Here is a 19,480-nt window from a genome sequence, read left to right as displayed (position 1 = left end):
ACTCCGTGTTGACATTCATGCCAGAGTAAGCGGGAACGCCCGCCATGTCTTGCTCCTTTATGACACAGCCTTGCTCGATCGCGCCACCGGCCGCCGCCAACGCGGGACGGGTCACCGGCGCTTACCTCCAGCCCCTGTTCGACGCCGCCCTGGCGCGCGGCGTCACGCCCGCCATGCTCGCGCATGCGGCCGGGCTGCCGGCGGACGCGCTGGCGCCGCTGCCCGACTCGCTGGCGGCGAGCGACTATCTGCGCCTGCTGGATGCCGGTGCAGAATTGGCGCAGGATCCGCACTTCGGCCTGCACGTCGGCGAATGCGTGAAGCTCGGCACCTACAGCGTGTATGGCCTGGTGCTGCTGGCCTGCCGCGACTTCGGCCAGGCGCTCGATCAGACGATGCGCTACGAGGCGCTGGCGCACGATCTGGGGCGCTCGCACCTGCGGGTCGAGGCAGCGGACGCGCACTACGAATGGATCAGCCACTACCCGCAGGCCAGCCGCCACCTGGCCGACAGCGTCTTCGCCGGCATCCAGACCTTCGGGCGCTGGCTCGCGGGCGGCCAGCTGCCGCCGGCCGAGATCAGCCTTACCCACGCTGCTACCGGCGACACCGCCGAATACGAACGCATTTTCGGCAAGCTGCCGCGTTTCAAGGCGCCGGCCAACAGCGCGCGCTTCGCGGCCAGCCTGCTGGCGCTGCCGCTGCCGAACGCGGACACCACGCTGTATCCGGTCTTGCAGCAGCACGCTGAACGCCAGCTCGGCCAGCTCAGCCGGCGCGTCGAGGCGCCGCCCATCGTGGCCGAGGTGCGCGCGGCCGTCGTCCGCAACCTGGCGCACGACCGCGTGCGCCTGACGACGATTGCCGCTGAACTGAAGCTGTCGCCGCGCACCCTGCAGCGCAAGCTGGCCGAGGCCGGCGCCACTTACCAGGGCGTGCTCGACGAGGCCAGGTATGCGCTGGCGCGCGACTACCTACGTCAGCCCCACCTGTCGCTGCTGGAGATCGCCTTCCTGCTCGGCTACCAGGAGCAGAGCGCCTTTACCCACGCGTTCAAGGAATGGTCGGGCACCAATCCCGGGGCCTGGCGCGAGCGTGCGCCCTGAGTGCGTTCTGATTCAAGCAGCGAAGTCATGGGCCTGGGTTATGGGCCTATAATGGACGTTTTCGCATCGCGTTACTCATCTCGACCGCCGTGAATCCCGCCGTGAATCCTGCCGTGAATCCTAATCTCGACAAACTCCATCCCTACCCCTTCGAAAAGCTGCGCGAGCTGTTCGCCGGCGTGACCCCGAACAGCAGCCTGGCCCCGATCAGCCTCGGCATCGGCGAACCGAAGCACCCGACGCCGTCCTTTATCGAAAAGGCCCTGATGCATGCGGTGGCCGGCCTGTCGAACTACCCGAGCACGGTCGGCAGCGAGCCGCTGCGCGCGGCGATCGCCGGCTGGCTCGAACGCCGCTACGGCATTCCGCATCCCGACCCGGCGACGATGATCCTGCCGGTGAACGGCTCGCGCGAGGCGCTGTTCGCCATCGCCCACGCGGCCGTCGACGCCAGCCGCCCCGATCCGCTGGTGCTGTGCCCGAACCCCTTCTACCAGATCTACGAAGGCGCGGCCTACCTGGCGGGCGCCACGCCGTACTTCGTGAACTCCGACCCGGCGCGCAACTTCGCGCCCGACTACAGCGCCGTGCCGGGAGAAGTCTGGGCGCGCGTGCAGCTGCTGTACGTCTGCTCGCCGGGCAATCCGACCGGCGCCGTGCTGACGCTGGACGATTGGCGCGAACTGTTCGAGCTCTCCGACCGCTACGGCTTCGTGGTCGCGGCCGACGAATGCTATTCCGAGATCTACACGGGTTCGGCGCCGCCGCTGGGCGCGCTGGAAGCGGCGCACCAGCTGGGCCGGCCGGCGTACAAGAACCTGATCGTGTTCTCCAGTCTGTCGAAGCGCTCGAACGTGCCGGGCATGCGTTCCGGTTTCGTCGCCGGCGACCCGGCCCTGATGAAGCGCTTCCTGCTCTACCGCACCTACTGCGGCGGTGCGATGTCGCCGGTGGTGCAGGCGGCGTCGATCGCGGCCTGGAACGACGAGACCCACGTGCAGGACAACCGCACGCTGTACAAGGAAAAGTTCAAGCTCATCACGCCGCTCCTGCGCGAGGTGATGGACGTCGAACTGCCGGATGCCGGCTTCTACCTGTGGGCCGACGTGCGCCGTACCGGCTTGTCGGACACGGACTTCGCACGCCGGCTCTACGCCGAATATAATGTGACGGTTTTGCCAGGATCGTATCTCGCGCGCGACGCGCACGGGATCAATCCGGGCCGCAACCGCATCCGCATGGCACTGGTGGCGGGCGTCGACGAAGGGCTGGAAGCGGCCAATCGCATCGTCCAGTTCTGCCAGTCCCTACGCACAGCTTCCTGAAACGAGAACATCATCATGACCCAACAACTCCAGAACATCATCGACTCCGCGTGGGAACAGCGCGCGGACTTCAGTCCATCGACCGCCCCGGCCGACGTGCGCAGCGCCGTGGCCGAAGTGCTGGCCGGCCTCGACGCGGGCACCCTGCGCGTGGCGCAAAAGGAAGGCGGCGAGTGGATCGTCAACCAGTGGATCAAGAAGGCCGTGCTGCTGTCCTTCCGCCTCGAAAACAACGTCCCGGTCGAAGGCGGCGGCATGCAGTTCTACGATAAAGTCCCGACCAAGTTCGTCGACTACACGCCCGAAGATTTTGCCAAAGGCGGCTTCCGCGTGGTGCCGCCGGCCGTCGCCCGCCGCGGTTCCTTCATCGGCAAGAACGTGGTGCTGATGCCGTCCTACGTCAACATCGGCGCCTATGTCGATGAAGGCACCATGGTCGACACCTGGGCCACCGTCGGCTCCTGCGCCCAGATCGGCAAGAACGTCCACCTGTCGGGCGGTGTCGGCATCGGCGGCGTGCTCGAGCCGATGCAGGCCAACCCGACCATCATCGAAGACAACTGCTTCATCGGCGCCCGCTCGGAGATCGTCGAAGGCGTGATCGTCGAAGAGAACTCGGTGATCTCGATGGGCGTGTACATCGGCCAGTCGACCAAGATCTACAACCGCGAAACGGGCGAAGTGACGTATGGCCGCGTGCCTTCGGGTTCGGTCGTCGTGTCGGGCTCCCTGCCCTCGGCCGATGGCAAGTACAGCCTGTATTGCGCGGTGATCGTCAAGCGCGTCGATGCGCAGACGCGCTCGAAGACGGGCATCAACGAGCTGCTGCGCGGGATTTGATTTTCCGTTTCGACGGATCGAACGCCGGTTGACGCGTGGACGGCAGAGCCGTCCACCCTACGATCGCAGCTGTAGGGTGGACGGGTCTCCCGTCCACGCGTTCGACGTTCGCCTGATCTGCCGCACCATCCAAAGCACCCCGGGGAGACACACATGGCCATGGATCGCCTGTTCCAGCTCATGAAGGAAAAAAACGCGTCGGACATGTTCTTCGCGGTGAATTCTCCCGTCCACATCAAGATCAACGGGAACCTCATCCCGATCAACCAGCACAAGCTCGACCCCGACAACATCGATTCCCTGCTGGGCGAAGTCATCACGCCTGAGCAGCGCGCTGAGCTCGACCGCACCAACGAACTGAACATGGGTGTCTCGGTTCCCAACCTGGGACGCTTCCGCCTGTCGGCCTTCCGCCAGCGCGGCAGCGTGTCGGCCGTGTTCCGCTTCGTGCCGGCCACGATTCCGCCGCTGGCCGAACTGGGCCTGCCGCCGGTGCTGTCCGAACTGATCATGGAAAAGCGCGGCCTGCTGCTGGTCGTCGGCGCCACCGGTTCCGGCAAGTCGACCACGATCGCCTCGATGCTCGACTACCGCAATGAACAACGCACGGGCCACATCCTGACGCTGGAAGACCCGATCGAATACCTCTTCAAGAACAAGAAATCGATCGTCAACCAGCGCGAGATCGGCAGCGACGCACCCGACTTCGCGCTCGCCCTGCGCAACAGCCTGCGCCAGGCGCCGGACGTGATCCTGATCGGCGAAATCCGCGACCAGGCCACCATGGGCGCGGCCCTCGCCTATGCCCAGTCCGGCCACCTGGTGGTGGCCACCCTGCACGCCAACAACAGCTACAACGCGCTGAACCGCATCATCGGCTTCTATCCGGTCGAGAACCGCCCCGCCCTGCTGCAGGATCTGGCCTCGGCCACGCGCGCCATCGTCTCGCAGCGCCTGGTGCGCGCAGCGGCCGGCGGCACGCGCCAGCCCGCGGTCGAGGTGATGCTCAACACCCGCTACATCGCCGACCTGATCGAAAAAGGGGAACTCAGCGCGATCAAGGAAGCGATGGACAAGAGCTTGTCGCCCGGCTCGCAATCCTTCGAAGGCGCCCTGCTGGCGCTGGTGCAGGCGGGCCTCGTGACCCAGGAAGAAGCGCTGGCGAACGCCGACTCGGCGACCAATTTGCTCTGGCTGCTCAACAACGGGCCGGCGCAGGGGCAGGAGGAAGCGGTACGCAAGAAAGATGAGCCGCCGGAGGCCTCGTTTACCGAATTTACCCTCAATACCTGAGGCTCAACCCCTAGGCGCCTTGAGCGCTTCGACGAAGCGGTCATGGCTGGCCTGGAACGCATCGGCGCCCGCGTGCTTGGCGAAGAATGCCGCATACAGGTCGGCAGGCACCGCCTCGACGCCGACGGCCGGCCGCGCATGACCAAGATCGTCAGCCATCCAGCGATGGACGTCCACGATGTCGCCGCCGTGCCGGTATGCGCTGTAGATGAAGCGGCCGATCTGCTCGAAGTGATGTTCTTCAGTCATTGGTGTTTGCGGGTTTGATGTGCTTGCTTGTATTGGGTGTCGATTAAAACCGGAAACTACGATACCAGGAGGTCGGCAACGACATCGCCTCGTAGCGGGCCATCGACGAGTTCAGCGCATTCACCCATCCGATGTCGCAGCGCGGCCATGCGTGCGCCAGGTTCGGGCTGTGCAGCCCATACGACTTCGGACGGCCATTGGGCATAGGCGAAATAGTGGCCATCGGCGCACCGATGCAAACGCGAGCCCAGACCGCCCCGCTCGTCGCGTACCAGCTCGGTCAGTTCCCGCCAGGCTTGCTCGAAGTCCGCCTCTCGACCCGAGGTGACTTTCCATCTGAAGTAAATCGCGTGCATGAGAACTTGTCCGATTGTGGGTCGGCAACGTGTCGCTCCTGGCCGATGGCCGACGCATTGTAGCGTCCCCTGTCGAGCCGAGGCGAAAATCCCATTCCGCCAGCGAGGCCTGCTGCGTTCAGGGCTTGCGAAACACGATCGCATGCTGGATCGGCAGCGATCCGATGCTGCGTTCCCATTTCAGACCATGCGCCGTGGCCTCGCGCCGTACCTGACGCTCGCTCATCTTGTGCAGCGGCTTGATCGCGACTGCCGGATCCTCGGCCCGGTATTCGACGAAGACGACGCGTCCGCCCGGTTTCAGGGCGGCGACGATGCTGTCGAGAACCTCCGCGGGATAGGCGAGCTCGTGATAAACGTCGACCATGATGGCCAGGTCGACGCTGGCCGGCGGCAGCTTGACGCTCGTTTCGCTGCCCAGCACCGAGACCACGTTGCGCACGCCGCGCTTCGCCATCTGCCTGTCGAGCATGCGAATCATTTCCGGCTGCACGTCGACTGCATACACACGTCCGCCGGGCCCGACCCCTTTCGCCAGCTGCCAGGTGTAGTAGCCGGTGCCGGCGCCGATGTCGGCCACCGTCATGCCGGGCCCCAGCGCCAGTTCCCGCAGCAGCAATTCCGGCCGCTCCTCGCGTGCGCGGCTTTCGCGCTCGAGCCATTGCGCGCCCTCCCACCCCATCACGCCGGCGATCTCGCGCCCCATGTAGCGCTTGCCGATGCCATCCGGGCTAGGTACGACGCGTTCATAGCGCGTATCGGTCGCCGCCGCCTGTGCCGCGGTATCGAGACTGGCGGACGATGGCTGCGCTAGCATCGACAGGCAGGCCAGCAGGATGGCTAGTCTGGGGTGAGTGCGGGAGGTACGGCAATTACGCGAGCGGGTGCGGAGCATGATCGAATTCCGTAAGAAGTCGCTGCCTGCCATGGCGCCGGCAGGCTTGCGGTGAATGGAAACGATCAGTGTAGCGGCCTTGGCTATCCGGCGCGCACCGCTTGCATTGGAATTTCCCTGCCAGATCGCGTTGGCTGGGCGCTTGCCGATCGCGCTATCATTCGCGGCCTGTCCGGCGACTGACCGAGGCATCGACTCTCGATGCCTCGTTTTCACGCAGCAAACGGTCGAATAGCTCGGTTGAGCTCTCCTTGCGCAGCGCACGCTTCATTGCCGCTTTTTCGTCATCGGAAGCAGGCGTAGGTTGTGGCACACGAGAATTATCTGATCCGTCAGGCGTTGGCATTGTTACCCCTCAGCTTTGCACCTTCTGTCAAAACTGTATTCGTGTCAACGACTGTTTGCCGGCCTACGCCGTCGGCGACATGGTTCCGCAGATCCTGCCTCTCTTGCGTGCCGGTGCGCTACGTGCGGCCTGCCCCGTCCCGCGCCGCCACCAGCATGTCGATCAGCGCCCGCGCCGCGGCCGACAAGCCGCGGTGGGCCGGATAGACGACCGAGAACGGGCGCGTCCGTCCACCCAGCTGCGGCAGCACCTCCACCAGCCGCCCCGCCGCCAGGCTGGCTTCTGCGAACAGGCGCGGACACAGTGCGATGCCCATGCCCTGCTCGGCCAGCCAAATGACGCCCATCGCATCGCTCGACACCGTCACTGATGCCGGGGGGATCCAGTCGATGTCGCGCTCGCCGTCGCGCAGCTGCCAGGAAAATACCCTCCCGGTGTTGGGCCGGACGAAGGCGATGCACTGCTGGCGCGCCAGGTCGTCCAGCGTCGCGAGCGGTTCGGCCGTCTCCAGGTAAGCCGGGGCGGCCAGCAGGCACAGCGGCGAGGCTTCCAGGTGGCGCGACGCCATCGTGCTGCTCGGCAGCGGGCCGGAGCAGATCGCCAGGTCGAAGCCCTCGGCCACCAGATCGACGTTGCGGTTGGTGATGTCGACGTCCAGCTCGACCAGCGGATAGGCGCGCGCATAGGCGGCCAGCACCGGCGGCAGGCGCTGCAGGCCGTATCCGGTGGACACGCTCATGCGTACCTTGCCGCTCAGTTGCGCCGTCGTGCTGCGCATGGCCTGCTCGGCCTGACCGAGCCGGGCGAAGGCGTCGCGTGCCTCGTCGGCGTAGCGCTGGCCGGCATCGGTGAGGCTAAGGCTGCGCGTCGTCCGGCGCAAGAGTTGTGCGCCGAGCCGCGCCTCAAGCCGCGACACGGCCCGGCTCAGCACCGACGGCGTGGTCGACAGCACGACCGCGGCCGCGCTGAACGAACCGTGCTCGACGACGCTGAGAAACACCTCGACGTCGGCCAGGTGATCGAACTTCCGCCCCATCTTGCTCCCTCAAGAACAAATCATTTGCCAGAATCGTAGTTTATCAATCTGCCGAGAAAAAATACAATAATGCATCTTTAATCGAAAGGACTTTCCATGGAATTGCTCGACAAACTGAAATGGCGCTATGCCACCAAGGCGATGGAGCCGACGCGCAAGGTGCCGCAGGATAAGCTCGACCGCATCATCGAAGCGGCGCGCCTGGCGCCGACCTCGTCCGGTCTGCAGCCGTATGAAATCCTGATCGTGAACAATCCGGCGCTGCGCGCCGAGATCCGCGAAGTCGCCTGGAACCAGGCGCAAGTCGTCGACGCCTCGCACCTGCTGGTGTTCGCCGCCTGGGACGACTACACGCCCGAACGCATCAACCACATGTTCGACCTCACCAACGAAGTGCGCGGCTTCCGCAACGAAGGCTGGGAAGCCTACCGCCAGCAATTGCTGGCGACCTACCCGGGCCGCGGCGCCCAGGTGAACTTCGAGCACGCTGCGCGCCAGGCCTATATCGGCTTCAGTGCGGCGGTCATCGCGGCTGCCTTCGAGGAAGTCGATTGCACGCCGATGGAAGGCTTCGATCCGGCCGCCGTCGACCGCATCCTGAACCTGGGCGAGCGCGGCCTGCGCAGCGCGGTCATGCTGCCGCTGGGTTACCGCAAGGCCGAGCAGGATTGGCTGGTCAACCTGCCGAAGGTGCGCCGCCCGCTCGGGCAGTTCGTGAGCGAGATCGACTGATTCCAATCCTGCCGCAACCGGCTGGCACGGGTCAGGCCTTGACCAGTTCCACCCGCCGGTTGCGCCCGCGCCCTTCCTCGCTGGCGTTATCGGCCAGCGGCTTGTCCGCACCCACGCCGATGGCCTGCAGGCGGCTGCCGTCGATGCCCAGGCCGGTGACGGCGCGCACCACCGATGCCGCGCGCTGGCGCGACAGTTCGCGGTTGTGTGCAGCGTCGCCGGAGCTGTCGGTATGGCCTTCCACTTTCAGCTTGAGCTGCGGATCGGTGCGCAGCAGTCGGGCGATTTCCTCGACGACGGGCTTGCTGTCGGCGCGGATGGCGTCGCTGTCCGTGTCGAAGTTCAGGTACAGGGCGATATGTCCGTCCTTGCCGAGCGCGCTCGCCATCTCGTCGGCCTTGACGAAGGCAACGCTCTGCTGCATCGCCTTTTCTTCCACCGTCATCAGGCTGACGTTGTTGCCGTCGTCGAAGACGGAAAAACTCAGCCATACGTTCGTGTCCGGCGTACGCAGCAGGTATTGCGCGTAGGCGGGCACATCCCCCGGCAGTTCGCGCGGCAGGTTCGGCAGCCGCAGCCGCTTCAGCAAGGCTTCCTTGCCGCCGTTCTGTTCGATGAAAGCCGGATCGGCAGGATTTGCCGTGTCCACGCGAACCGCACCGAGCGCGCGAAACGCATTGTCGTAGTTGCGGTAAGCCTCCAGCAGCGACATCTTGGCCGCGCGCGGCGGGAACCAGCGCTGCTGGTAATGGCCTTCGACGGGGCGCAGTTCCTTGCCGGCGATGACGTAGATCCGGTCGAACTGCTGTTCCTCGTTGTGGTAGCCCTCCATGTCCTTCGGGCGCTCGACGTAGGGGAATGGCGGCAGCTTGGCACTCGAGACGGGCACGCTTTGCAAATCGAATGGCGCGACGGCGGCTGGCGCAGCCGCCAACGCGGGCGGCACAGCCGGCTCCGAAGCGGCAGGCGGCGCCGGGGTCGGTTCCGCCGGTGCGGCCTCCTTGCGCTTGCAGGCGCTTAACAGGACAAGTGCAACGAGTACCGCTGCTGTGATATTGGTGCTTGTAGTCATCAATGGGTTCCTTGCAGGGCCTGCGATTTAAGGTGATCGGCAAGTTTATCTTATTACAAGCTTGATAAACTCACACATAGTCACCGCTGCCCTGCCCCGATCCTGAACTGCCCTGTGCGACATCTCCGACCAGGATGCGCATATGCTATCCTCTCGCCCTCCCCGAACCACCGCGCTCCCGGCAACTCTTTTGCCGAACATTATTTACGCCCATGAAAAAGACGCTCTACGGTATTCCCAATTGCGACACCGTCAAGAAGGCCCGCACCTGGCTCCTTGAGAACGGCCACGACTTCGTTTTCCACGACTTCAAGAAGCAAGGCCTGAGCCGCGAGACGGCGGCGCGCTGGCTCGCGGAACTCGACTGGGAAACCCTGGTCAACCGCAAGGGCATGACCTGGCGCAATCTGCCGGACGAGCGCAAGGCGCTTGTGGTCGACAAGGCCTCGGCACTGGAGCTGATGCTGGAACATACCTCGGTCATCAAGCGTCCCGTATTGGAAGGCGACGGCGCGCTGTCCGTCGGTTTCAGCCCGGATGCCTATGCCCGACTGACGGGGGCCGCATGATCAAGACCTCGCGCACCCAGGAGCTCGCGGCCGAACTGATCGCGCTCGATTCGATCACGCCGAACGACAAAGGCTGCCAGCAGCGCCTGTCCGAACTGCTCGCGCCGCTCGGCTTCGTTTGCGAGCGCATCGAGTCGAACGGCGTCACCAACCTGTGGGCGCGCAAGGGCACCGCGTCGCCGGTGTTCGTGTTCGCCGGCCACACCGACGTGGTGCCGACCGGCCCCGTGCAGCAATGGTCGTCGGAGCCGTTCACGCCGACCGTCCGCGACGGCAAGCTCTATGGCCGCGGCGCGGCCGACATGAAGACCTCGATCGCGGCGATGGTGGTCGCCTGCGAGGAGTTCGTCGCCAGCCATCCCGACCACAAGGGCTCGATCGCCTTCCTGATCACGAGCGACGAGGAAGGCCCGGCGGTCGACGGCACGGCGATCGTCTGCGACCTGCTGGAAGAACGCGGCGTCACCCTTGACTACTGCCTGGTAGGCGAGCCCACCTCGGCCCACATCCTGGGCGACATGATCAAGAACGGCCGCCGCGGTTCGCTCTCGGGCGTCCTTGTCATCAAGGGCGTGCAGGGCCACATCGCCTATCCGCACCTGGCGCGCAACCCGATCCACCAGGCCGCGCCGGCGCTGGCGGAACTGGCGGCCGAGGTCTGGGACGAAGGCAATGAATACTATGCGCCGACCTCGTGGCAGGTGTCGAACATCCATGCCGGCACCGGCGCCAACAACGTCATCCCGGGCCAGCTGACGCTGGAATTCAACTTCCGCTTCTCGACCGCGAGCACGGCCGAAGGGCTGGAAGCGCGCGTGCACGCCATCCTCGACCACCACGGTCTCGAGTACGACCTGGAGTGGACCTTGTCCGGCCTGCCCTTCCTCACCCCCAAGGGCACGCTGTCGGATGCAGTGTGCAGCGCCATCAAACACGAGACCGGCGTGGCGACCGAACTGTCGACCACGGGCGGCACCTCGGATGGGCGCTTCATCGCCCGCATCTGCCCCCAGGTGATAGAATGCGGCCCACCAAACGCCAGCATCCACAAGATCGACGAACACGTCGAACTGCGCTTCATCGATCCACTGAAAAACATCTACCGCCGCACGCTGGAGAATCTGCTGGCCGCTTGATCAACCCAAAGCACAACCAGAGCCCGGAACGCGAGGACACGCCATGACCACGACCACTTTCAGCACCCCGCGCGATTTGCTGCGCTACGCCGTCACCCGCTTCAACGCCGCCAAGCTGTTCTTCGGCCACGGCAGCGCGGAAGCCTACGACGAGGCCGCGTATCTCGTCCTGCATACCCTGAAGCTGCCGCTCGACCGGCTCGACCCCTTCCTGGATGCGAAGCTGTTGCCGGAAGAAGTGCTGCAGGTGCTGTCCGTGATCGAGCGCCGCACCGTGGAACGCGTGCCGGCCGCCTACATCACCAACGAAGCCTGGCTTGGCACCTATGCCTTCTATGTCGACGAGCGCGTGCTGGTGCCGCGTTCCTTCATCGCCGAGCTGATCCCGAACTTCTTCAGCCCGTGGGTGAGCAACCCGTTCGAAGTGGAGAACGTGCTGGAACTGTGCACGGGTTCGGGCTGTCTGGCGATCATGATGGCCGACGTCTACCAGAACGCGGTGGTCGACGCGGTCGACATCTCGAAGGACGCCCTCGCTGTCGCCGAGCGTAACATCCGCGACTACAAGCTGGAAGGCCGCGTGAATCCGATTGAGTCCGACCTGTACGAGAACGTCCCGTTTAAAAAATACGACCTGATCGTCACCAATCCGCCGTACGTCAACGCCGACTCGATGAGCAAGCTGCCGCCGGAATACCTGCGCGAACCGCAGATCGCCCTGCATGGCGGCGCGGACGGCATGGATTTGGTGCGCAAGATCGTGGCCGGCGCCGCTGAGCGCCTGACGCCGGAAGGCATTCTGGTCGTCGAGATCGGCAACGAGGCCGAATACGCCGAAGCCGCCTTCGGCCACCTGGGCCTGACCTGGCTCACCACGAGCGCCGGGGACGAGGCGGTGTTCCTGCTCACCGCCGAGCAGCTGCAAAACGCCTAAACAAAGTAAAGACTACGCATGATCCGCTTCCTGAACGTCAGCCTGATGCGCGGCATAAAGCCGCTGCTGGAAAACGCCGACCTGACCCTGAACCCCGGCGACAAGATCGGCCTGATCGGCGCGAACGGCGCCGGCAAATCCAGCCTGTTCGCCATGCTGCGCGGCGAACTGCATGCCGACCAGGGCGAGATCGATTTCCCCGCCAAGTGGCGCATGGCCTATGTGGCGCAGGAGACGCCGGCGCTGGATCGCCCGGCGCTGGAATACGCGATCGACGGCGACGTCACCCTGCGCCGCCTGCAGGCCGAACTGGAAGCGCTGGAAGCGGCGCCGCACACGCACGACAACGGCATCGAGATGGGCAACGTGCACGGCGCCCTGATGGATGCCGACGCCTACACGGTGCAGTCGCGCGCCGAACAGCTGCTGCTGGGCCTGGGCTTCACGCTCGACCAGATGCAGCAGCCGGTGGCGAGCTTCTCGGGCGGCTGGCGCATGCGCCTGAACCTGGCGCAAGCGCTGATGTGTCCTTCCGACCTGCTGCTGCTCGACGAACCGACCAACCACCTGGATCTCGATGCGATCATCTGGCTGGAAGACTGGCTGAAACGCTATCCGGGCACCCTGGTCATCATCTCCCACGACCGCGACTTCCTCGACGAGATCGTCAACGTGGTGGTGCACATCGACGAGCGCAAGCTGAAGCGCTACTCGGGCAATTATTCGTCCTTCGAGCGCCAGCGCGCCGCGGCGATGGTGCTGGCCGCCAGCGCCATGGAAAAGCAGGCGCGCGCACGGGCCCACCTCGAGTCCTTCATCGACCGCTTCAAGGCCAAGGCCAGCAAGGCGCGCCAGGCCCAGAGCCGCATGAAGGCGCTGGCGAAGATGGAAGAACTGGCGCCGCTGCGCGCGGCCGCCGAATTCTCCTTCGAATTCCGCGAGCCGCTGGCCGCGCCGAACCCGCTGCTGGTGATGGAAGCGGTGGACGCCGGCTACCCGATCCTCGACGGCCATGGCGACAAGGTCGGCGCCAAGACCATCGTCAAGCACATCAACTTCTCGCTGCAGATCGGCCAGCGCATCGGCCTGCTGGGCGTGAACGGCGCCGGCAAATCGACGCTGATCAAAACCATCGCCGGCGAACTGGCGCCGCTGACGGGCAACGCGACCCTGGGTAGAGGCCTGTCGATCGGCTATTTTGCCCAGCACCAGGTCGAGATGCTGCGCCACGACGAGTCGCCGCTGTGGCACCTGGCGAAGATCGCGCCGACGGTGCGCGAGCAGGAGCTGCGCAACTTCCTGGGCAGCTTCAACTTCCCCGGCACCATGGTCACCAGCCCGATCGCGCCCTTCTCCGGCGGCGAAAAGGCACGCCTGGCGCTGGCCCTGATCGTCTGGCAGCGTCCGAATCTGCTGCTGCTCGATGAACCGACCAACCACCTGGATCTGGAAACGCGCGAGGCGCTGACCATGGCGCTGGCGCAGTTCGAGGGCACGCTGGTCGTCGTCTCCCACGATCGCCACCTGCTGCGCGCGACCACCGACCAGTTCATCATCGTCGCCGACGGCCGCCTGCAGCCTTTCGACGGCGACCTGGACGACTACAAGGACTGGCTGTTCAAGACCAAGCTCGGAAAAGGCACCGACGCCCTGCCCGGCGCGAAAGCCGCCCCGGCCCCTGTCGCTGCGCCGGTGGCCGCACCCGTCGCCGTGCCCGCGGCGCCGGCCGGCGACCGCAAGGAACAGAAGCGTCTCGGCGCCGAGGAACGCCAGCGCGTGGCCGCCCTCAAAAAGCCGATCGAGAACCGCCTCAAGCGGGTCGAGGAGCAGATGGCCAAGCTGAACGCGAAGAAGGCCGACATCGACGCGCGCCTGCTGGAGCCGTCGATCTACGATGCCGACAAGAAGGAAGAGTTGAAGACCCTGGTCGCCGACCAGGCCTTCTGCGCGCGCGACCTGGGCACGCTGGAAAACGAGTGGCTGGAGTTGCAGGAGCAGCTGGAAGGCCTGGCGGCGTAGATTGGTGGGCTCGGGGCGCCCACCCTACAACGACCGGATCGCGACTTGTGCTGTAGGGTGGGCGCCCCGTGCCCACCACCCGCGCATGCATCGATAAAGCGTCAAGCCACCTGGCGCGCCGTTGCGCTCTTGTTAATCGACATCAGGCGATCGATGTCCACCAGGATCAGCCGCCTCCCCTCGCTCGCGCCCAGTCCGATCAGGTAATCGATCGTCCCGCCGTCGGTGCCCGGAATCGGCGAAATCTGCGCCGGTTCCAGCGTCACCACGTCGGTGACGCCGTCGACCACCATCCCCATCACGCAGGTCGACAGTTTCAGGATGATGACGTCGGTCGTCGGCGTGGTCGCCACCGGGTGGCCGCAAAAGGCGGCGCGCATGTCAACGATCGGCATGATCACGCCGCGCGAGACGGCCACGCCTTCGACGATGGCGCCGTCGGTGGCGAAGCGTTCGAGCGAGCGCAGGATGCGCAGTTCCTGCACCTTGCTGAAGTCGAGCCCGTATTCGAGGCCGCCGAGCTTGAAACTCAGGAACTGATTGCCCGCCGGGCGGATTGCCGCGATGTCTTTGTGCATGATGGATCCTTTCGGTAACAGCCACCATGCTACGTTTCACCGGCTCTGCACCCGTTGAGTGCAGTCAACATTTCCTTACGCCATTATTACAGGCTCAGGCTGACAAGCCGAGACTGGCATCGCTACCGCCCCAGGCATAGCTGCCACTGGCGCCGCTGTGCAGCGGCGTGCCGGCATTGCCGCGCAGGCGCGCCTTGATGTCGCGCGCGGCCTGGTCGTAGAAAGGGGCGCCGTCCGGATCGAAGGGCAGCTGGCGCACCTGCGTGTCGCCCTTTAGCTGGCGCAGCGTCAATTCGCTGCCGGCGGCGCGTTCCCGGCGCTGGGCGGTGAACCGATCGAACAGCGCCTGGCCCTCGGCCTTTTCGGCCTCGGCGGCCTTGCGCGCGTTCGACACTTCGCCGATGCGCGTGAGGTCGGCCGCCACGGCCTGCCCCATCAGCTTGAACTGCTGGGCCTGGGGCGGGGTCAGGAGCGTCTCGCCGCTGCGCACGCGGCCGGCGATTTCCAGGTATTTGCGCACCGCGGGCTGGGCGCACAGGTGCGCCAGTTCAGTCTTGTGGCCGTTGATGGCGGCGTCGAACTGCATCAGGCGCGCGCCGATCTGCCCCAGCACCTCGTCGATGCGGCTGCAATCGGGCGCCATCAGGTAGACCAGCATCTCGCTGGCATGCCAGGGCGCGGTGCTGTCGATGCTGATGCGGCGAGCGGCCAGTGCGCAGCCTTCGGCGCTGCCGATCGAGATGTCGTCGGCGATGATCTCGCAATTGAGAGCCTGCTCGATGCGCACCCGCGTGCCCGACACCACGCAGTTCTCGGCGCGTTGCAGCGTCACCGTGCCGGCCGTGGCCTGCAGGATCGCGTTGGCCGTCACGCCGTCGACCTGGATGTCGCCGCGCTTGTTGTGGGCGCTGCCGCCCACCAGGTTGGCGCGCAGACGCACCATGCCGCCGCGCGAGACGATCTCGCCGTACACGTTGCCGTGCACCGTGATGCCGTTGCCTTCGATGACGCGCTTTTCCTGGACGTCGCCGAATTCCTCGTAGTCGCCGGTCAGCTGCAGGTTGCCGGTGGTCTTGGCGCTGACGCCGTCGCGGCTGACGATCTTGTCGCCCACTGCAATCCGGCGCGTTCTGGAATCGACGTTCAGGAAACCGGTGCGCGCGGCGACCAGGTAGTCCCCGGCGGCGCTCCTGTCGATACTGGTGCCCTCGCCCGCATAGGCCGAGAAATCGAGGTCGGCCGGCGCGCTCGGCTCGATGCGGATGCCGGACAACTCGAAACCCGGCTTGCCGACCTTGCTCGGCAGCTTTTGCAGCAGCCGGGTGCCGCCCTGCACTTGCGGGAAGCGGTTCTGGAAGGACATCAGGTCGAGCTTGCCGTTCGAGAGCTGGCGCGGCGCGTCGCTGCGGTGGATGTCTTCCGACACTTCGACCACGCTGGCGTCAATGCCGGCCTGCGGCTCGAGCCGGCGCGCCACGACGCTGCGGCCCAGGCTCGGATTGGCGATCCCGGCGCGCACGGTGGCCACATCGATGCCGAAGCGGATCCCTTTCATCCACATGTCGGCCACGAATTCGTCGAGGTCGAGGCGGGTCGCGATCTCGCCGCTGCCGTCGGGCCCGGCGAGGAAGACCGGTTCGAAGCAATATTCGGCCTCGCCGCCGGCGATGCGCACCGAACGGTACAGGCTGCGGCGCTGGAGGTTGAAGGGAACGATGTCGTTCGCCAGGCGCACCAGCGGCCGGCCGTCGGGCCCGTTCGGCAGCGCCGGGCCGCTGTCGTAGATCGCCTTGATCAATACCGAATAATCGATCCCGCTGAGGATGCTGCCGGAGCGGAAGATGCCGTCGATGGCGGCCAGCACGGTCGTTCCCAGCACGGCCGGGTCGGCGTAGACGCCGTCGGGCCGGCGCACGATGCAGTGCTCGGGGCCGTTCGAATCGAAACGGACGGCAGGCGCAACGGGATTGGCAACAGCGGTATCGGACACGTTCGCACTCCAGGAGTTGGATTGCACGCTTGACAAAGCGCCAAGGGTCAACGCATCAGCCTACCATGTTGTTAGACGTAAATAAATAAACTTTGGCAACAATTAGTGAGAATCGTCATTAAAAATGACGATGGACGGCGCGGTGGCGATCGGTAACCAAAGAAAAAGCCGGGACATGCCCGGCTCCGTTTCGATGGACTGGGGATCAGCGCCGCTGCGCGTTCGGATAGATGTCCGCACCCGCTTCGTTGATCTGGCGGCGCAGGTCGCGCCGCTCGTCCGGCGTCAGGCGCCCGGCGCGGCGGCCGCCTTCGCGGTTGCCTTCGCTCTGCATCTGCACGGACTGGCGCCGCTGTTCGTCGTAGATGCGCTGCTGCTCGCGTTGCTGGTCGCGCTGCTGTTCGTACAGGCGCTGTTCGCGCGGCTGTTCGATGTGCGGGCTGGGCACCGGCAGGCGTTCGGCACGGGCATTCGGCGGCTGCGGCAGCTGCGCATCGTCGCGGCGGCCATGGTATTGTGCCTGGGCGGCGCCGATGCCGGCACAGGCGAGCAGGCACACGGCCACACCATGGCGCGCCAGGCGGGCGAGCCGGCCCTTGGCCTGGGCTGCTGCATTGGTTTTGTCGAGCGCGTTTGTCATGGTGTTCCTCTTCCGTGGTGCTGTATAAACGGATAAGCTGTACTTCATTGGTAGCCAGTGTATGTGGAACTGCGCCGGGGTATAAGCCTAATTGGGTAAAGTTTGTAACACAATGTAATGACCTGTCTGTAAAGCCCAAAACGGCGCGGACAGAAGTTACCATAGCGATATGAATCTGACAAATTGACAGCATATGAATTCTGCCTCCACTACCCCGAATAACGCCGGCGCCGGCGCCACCGGCGGCCATAGCGCCAAGATCATGGTCGTCGACGACGACGTGCGCCTGCGCGACCTGCTGCGCCGCTATCTCACCGAGCAAGGCTTCCAGGTCGTCACCGCCGAAAGCGCGCCGGCGATGAACAAGCTGTGGCTGCGCGAGCGCTACGACCTGCTGGTACTGGACTTGATGCTGCCCGGCGAAGACGGCCTGTCGATCTGCCGCCGCCTGCGCGGCGCCGGCGACCAGACGCCGATCATCATGCTGACCGCCAAGGGCGAAGACGTCGACCGCATCGTCGGTCTCGAGATGGGCGCCGACGACTACCTGCCCAAGCCGTTCAATCCGCGCGAACTGGTGGCCCGCATCGGCGCCGTCCTGCGCCGTAAAGGCCCCGACGAAATCCCGGGTGCGCCCTCGGAAACCCCGCAAAGCTTCGAGTTCGGCCAGTTCGTGCTCGATCTGGGCACGCGCACCCTCAAGAAAAACGGCGAGACCGTGCCCCTCACCACCGGCGAATTCTCGGTGCTGAAGGTGTTCGCGCGCCATGCGCGCCAGCCGCTCTCGCGCGAGAAGCTGATGGAACTGGCGCGCGGGCGCGAGTACGAAGTCTTCGACCGCTCGCTCGACGTGCAGATCTCGCGCCTGCGCAAATTGATCGAACCGGATCCATCGAGCCCGCTCTACATCCAGACCGTCTGGGGCCTGGGTTATGTCTTCATTCCGGAAGGCCAGCCGCGCTAGTGTTCGCATCGTCGCTTGCATCCTTCCTCCCGGCGCGCGCCAAGCGCATGGGCTGGGCCAGGAGCGGCCTGTTCTGGCGCACCTTCTTCCTGCTGTCGCTGCTCACGACCCTGTCCATGGGTTCATGGATCGGCATGCTCAACGTGTTCCAGCGCGGCCCGCAGGTGCAGCAGACGGCGGAACTGGTGGTCTCGGTGGTCACGCTGACGAAAGCGGCGCTGACCCACTCGGCGCCGGAACTGCGGCGCGAACTGATGTTCGAACTGGTGTCCAACGAGGGCGTGCGCATTTTCACGCTCGAAGACACCGACGTGGTCGACCCGCCGCCGGCCAATCCCCTGATGCCCGAGATCGCCGCCGCCGTGCGCGAAAAACTCGGCGCCCAGACCCGCTTTTCCAGCCGCGTAAACGGCATGGCGGGCTTCTGGATCAGCTTTAACATCGAAGACGACCAGTACTGGCTGATGCTCGAACGCGAACGCATCGCCGGCCTGACGCGCATCCAGTGGCTGGGCTGGGCCAGCGTGGTGGGCGTGCTGTCCCTGCTGGGCGCCGCCTTCATCTCGAGCCTGATCAACCTGCCGCTGGCGCGCCTGACGGCTGCGGCGCGGGCCATTGCCAAGGGCGAGCGCCCCACCCCGCTACCGGAAAAAGGCTCGAAGGAGATCATCGAGGCGAACCGCAGCTTCAACCAGATGGTCGAAGACCTGGCGCAGGTGGAAAAGGACCGCGCCGTGATTTTGGCCGGCATCTCGCACGACCTGCGCACGCCGCTGGCGCGCATGCAGCTCGAACTCGAAATGGCGAACCTGTCGACCGACGCGCGCGAAGGCATGCAATCGGATATCGCGCAGATGGACGCCATCATCGGCCAGTTCCTCGACTACGCCAAGCCGACCGAGGCCGCCAGCTTCATCGAGGTCGAGATCTCGCACCTGCTGGCCGACTGCGCCCAGCACGCGACGCGCCTGCCCGGCATGCGCGTGACCACCGACCTGGAAGACGGCGTGCGCGTGCTCGGCAACGAGACGGATCTGCGCCGCGTGATCAACAACGTCGTCGAGAACGCGCGCCGCTATGCGCGCACGCCCGGCGAGGACTACACCCAGCTCGATTTCGCCTGCCACGTGCGCGCCACGCCCCAGGGCCGGCGTGCGGTGGTCGAGATCGCCGATCACGGCCCCGGCGTACCGGACGACCAGATCAACCAGCTCCTGAAACCATTCACGCGGCTCGACACGGCGCGCGGCCAGGCCAACGGCGCGGGCCTGGGCCTGGCCATCGTCGAACGCGTCGTCACCCGTCACAACGCCGAACTGACCGTGCGTAACCGCGACGGCGGCGGCCTGCTGGTGCAGCTGGCGCTGCCGCTCGCTCCTTAATTCTCATCCCTCGATTCC

General features: G+C 65.5%; 19 protein-coding genes. 11 read left to right on the top strand and 8 right to left on the bottom strand.

What is annotated here, in order from left to right:
* The first annotated feature begins 59 nt into the window (after window positions 1-59).
* The 4 genes from ASF77_RS02180 to ASF77_RS02165 all read left to right on the top strand — a co-directional run bounded on the left by ASF77_RS02180 (window position 60) and on the right by ASF77_RS02165 (window position 4,564).
* Complete coding sequence (locus ASF77_RS02180) at window positions 60-1,106, top strand: AraC family transcriptional regulator (RefSeq protein ID WP_056333782.1); 1,047 nt, start codon at window positions 60-62, stop codon at window positions 1,104-1,106.
* Between the two features lie 113 nt (window positions 1,107-1,219).
* Window positions 1,220-2,431: a succinyldiaminopimelate transaminase gene (dapC, locus tag ASF77_RS02175; protein WP_056336206.1), complete on the top strand. Its 1,212-nt coding sequence runs from the start codon at window positions 1,220-1,222 to the stop codon at window positions 2,429-2,431.
* A gap of 15 nt (window positions 2,432-2,446) precedes the next feature.
* Window positions 2,447-3,271 carry a 2,3,4,5-tetrahydropyridine-2,6-dicarboxylate N-succinyltransferase gene (dapD, locus tag ASF77_RS02170; protein ID WP_056333779.1) on the top strand — a complete coding sequence of 275 codons (825 nt, stop codon included), beginning with the start codon at window positions 2,447-2,449 and terminating at the stop codon, window positions 3,269-3,271.
* A gap of 153 nt (window positions 3,272-3,424) precedes the next feature.
* On the top strand, window positions 3,425-4,564 hold the full coding sequence (locus ASF77_RS02165) for a PilT/PilU family type 4a pilus ATPase (protein WP_056333777.1): 1,140 nt from the start codon (window positions 3,425-3,427) through the stop codon (window positions 4,562-4,564).
* A 3-nt stretch (window positions 4,565-4,567) separates the two neighbouring features.
* Here the strand turns inward: ASF77_RS02165 and ASF77_RS02160 are convergent, their stop codons facing one another.
* From ASF77_RS02160 to ASF77_RS02145, 4 genes are all read right to left on the bottom strand, one after another.
* Window positions 4,568-4,813, bottom strand: a complete 246-nt coding sequence (locus ASF77_RS02160; protein ID WP_056333774.1) for a hypothetical protein — start codon at window positions 4,811-4,813, stop codon at window positions 4,568-4,570.
* Window positions 4,814-4,869: 56 nt separating this feature from the next.
* Window positions 4,870-5,169, bottom strand: a complete 300-nt coding sequence (locus ASF77_RS02155) for an antibiotic biosynthesis monooxygenase (RefSeq protein WP_056333771.1) — start codon at window positions 5,167-5,169, stop codon at window positions 4,870-4,872.
* 118 nt (window positions 5,170-5,287) lie between these two features.
* Window positions 5,288-6,064, bottom strand: a complete 777-nt coding sequence (locus ASF77_RS02150; protein WP_056336203.1) for a class I SAM-dependent methyltransferase — start codon at window positions 6,062-6,064, stop codon at window positions 5,288-5,290.
* Between the two features lie 464 nt (window positions 6,065-6,528).
* Complete coding sequence (locus tag ASF77_RS02145; protein ID WP_056333768.1) at window positions 6,529-7,446, bottom strand: LysR family transcriptional regulator; 918 nt, start codon at window positions 7,444-7,446, stop codon at window positions 6,529-6,531.
* A gap of 96 nt (window positions 7,447-7,542) precedes the next feature.
* Between ASF77_RS02145 and ASF77_RS02140 the strand changes: the two genes are divergently transcribed.
* On the top strand, window positions 7,543-8,178 hold the full coding sequence (locus ASF77_RS02140) for an NAD(P)H-dependent oxidoreductase (RefSeq protein WP_056333765.1): 636 nt from the start codon (window positions 7,543-7,545) through the stop codon (window positions 8,176-8,178).
* A 31-nt stretch (window positions 8,179-8,209) separates the two neighbouring features.
* On the opposite strand, the gene ASF77_RS02135 is transcribed toward ASF77_RS02140, so the two are convergent.
* Window positions 8,210-9,250, bottom strand: a complete 1,041-nt coding sequence (locus ASF77_RS02135) for an OmpA family protein (RefSeq protein ID WP_082493503.1) — start codon at window positions 9,248-9,250, stop codon at window positions 8,210-8,212.
* Window positions 9,251-9,462: 212 nt separating this feature from the next.
* Here ASF77_RS02135 and ASF77_RS02130 point away from each other — a divergent pair, with 212 nt between their 5' ends.
* Genes ASF77_RS02130 through ASF77_RS02115 form a run of 4 tightly spaced genes read left to right on the top strand, consistent with a single transcriptional unit; the run spans window position 9,463 to window position 13,908 of the window.
* Window positions 9,463-9,819: an arsenate reductase gene (locus ASF77_RS02130; RefSeq protein WP_056333757.1), complete on the top strand. Its 357-nt coding sequence runs from the start codon at window positions 9,463-9,465 to the stop codon at window positions 9,817-9,819.
* Window positions 9,816-10,955 (top strand): succinyl-diaminopimelate desuccinylase, encoded by a 1,140-nt coding sequence (gene dapE / locus ASF77_RS02125; RefSeq protein WP_056333754.1) that lies wholly within the window; start codon window positions 9,816-9,818, stop codon window positions 10,953-10,955. The genes ASF77_RS02130 and dapE overlap by 4 nt, the downstream gene beginning before the upstream one ends.
* Before the next feature lie 43 nt (window positions 10,956-10,998).
* The gene (gene prmB, locus ASF77_RS02120) at window positions 10,999-11,889 is read left to right on the top strand and encodes a 50S ribosomal protein L3 N(5)-glutamine methyltransferase (protein WP_056333752.1); all 891 of its coding nucleotides are present in this window, start codon (window positions 10,999-11,001) and stop codon (window positions 11,887-11,889) included.
* Window positions 11,890-11,907: 18 nt separating this feature from the next.
* Window positions 11,908-13,908 carry an ATP-binding cassette domain-containing protein gene (locus tag ASF77_RS02115; protein WP_056333747.1) on the top strand — a complete coding sequence of 667 codons (2,001 nt, stop codon included), beginning with the start codon at window positions 11,908-11,910 and terminating at the stop codon, window positions 13,906-13,908.
* A gap of 101 nt (window positions 13,909-14,009) precedes the next feature.
* Here ASF77_RS02115 and ASF77_RS02110 read toward each other — a convergent pair whose 3' ends face one another.
* The 3 genes from ASF77_RS02110 to ASF77_RS02100 all read right to left on the bottom strand — a co-directional run bounded on the left by ASF77_RS02110 (window position 14,010) and on the right by ASF77_RS02100 (window position 17,116).
* Window positions 14,010-14,486, bottom strand: coding sequence for a chemotaxis protein CheW (locus tag ASF77_RS02110; protein WP_056333744.1), 477 nt, complete (start codon window positions 14,484-14,486; stop codon window positions 14,010-14,012).
* Between the two features lie 94 nt (window positions 14,487-14,580).
* Window positions 14,581-16,476, bottom strand: coding sequence for a flagellar assembly protein A (locus ASF77_RS02105; protein ID WP_056333740.1), 1,896 nt, complete (start codon window positions 16,474-16,476; stop codon window positions 14,581-14,583).
* 205 nt (window positions 16,477-16,681) lie between these two features.
* Complete coding sequence (locus ASF77_RS02100) at window positions 16,682-17,116, bottom strand: hypothetical protein (protein WP_056333737.1); 435 nt, start codon at window positions 17,114-17,116, stop codon at window positions 16,682-16,684.
* Window positions 17,117-17,378: 262 nt separating this feature from the next.
* Between ASF77_RS02100 and ompR the strand changes: the two genes are divergently transcribed.
* Both ompR and ASF77_RS23960 read left to right on the top strand, forming a co-directional pair.
* Window positions 17,379-18,080, top strand: a complete 702-nt coding sequence (ompR, locus tag ASF77_RS02095) for a two-component system response regulator OmpR (protein ID WP_229445267.1) — start codon at window positions 17,379-17,381, stop codon at window positions 18,078-18,080.
* Between the two features lie 47 nt (window positions 18,081-18,127).
* Entirely contained in the window at window positions 18,128-19,462 is a 1,335-nt protein-coding gene (locus ASF77_RS23960) for a sensor histidine kinase (RefSeq protein WP_056336200.1), read from the top strand.
* Window positions 19,463-19,480: the final 18 nt, after the last annotated feature.

Source organism: Massilia sp. Leaf139 (genome assembly GCF_001424165.1).
Classification (GTDB): Bacteria; Pseudomonadota; Gammaproteobacteria; order Burkholderiales; family Burkholderiaceae_D; genus Telluria.
This window is presented reverse-complemented; position numbering and strand designations above follow the sequence as displayed.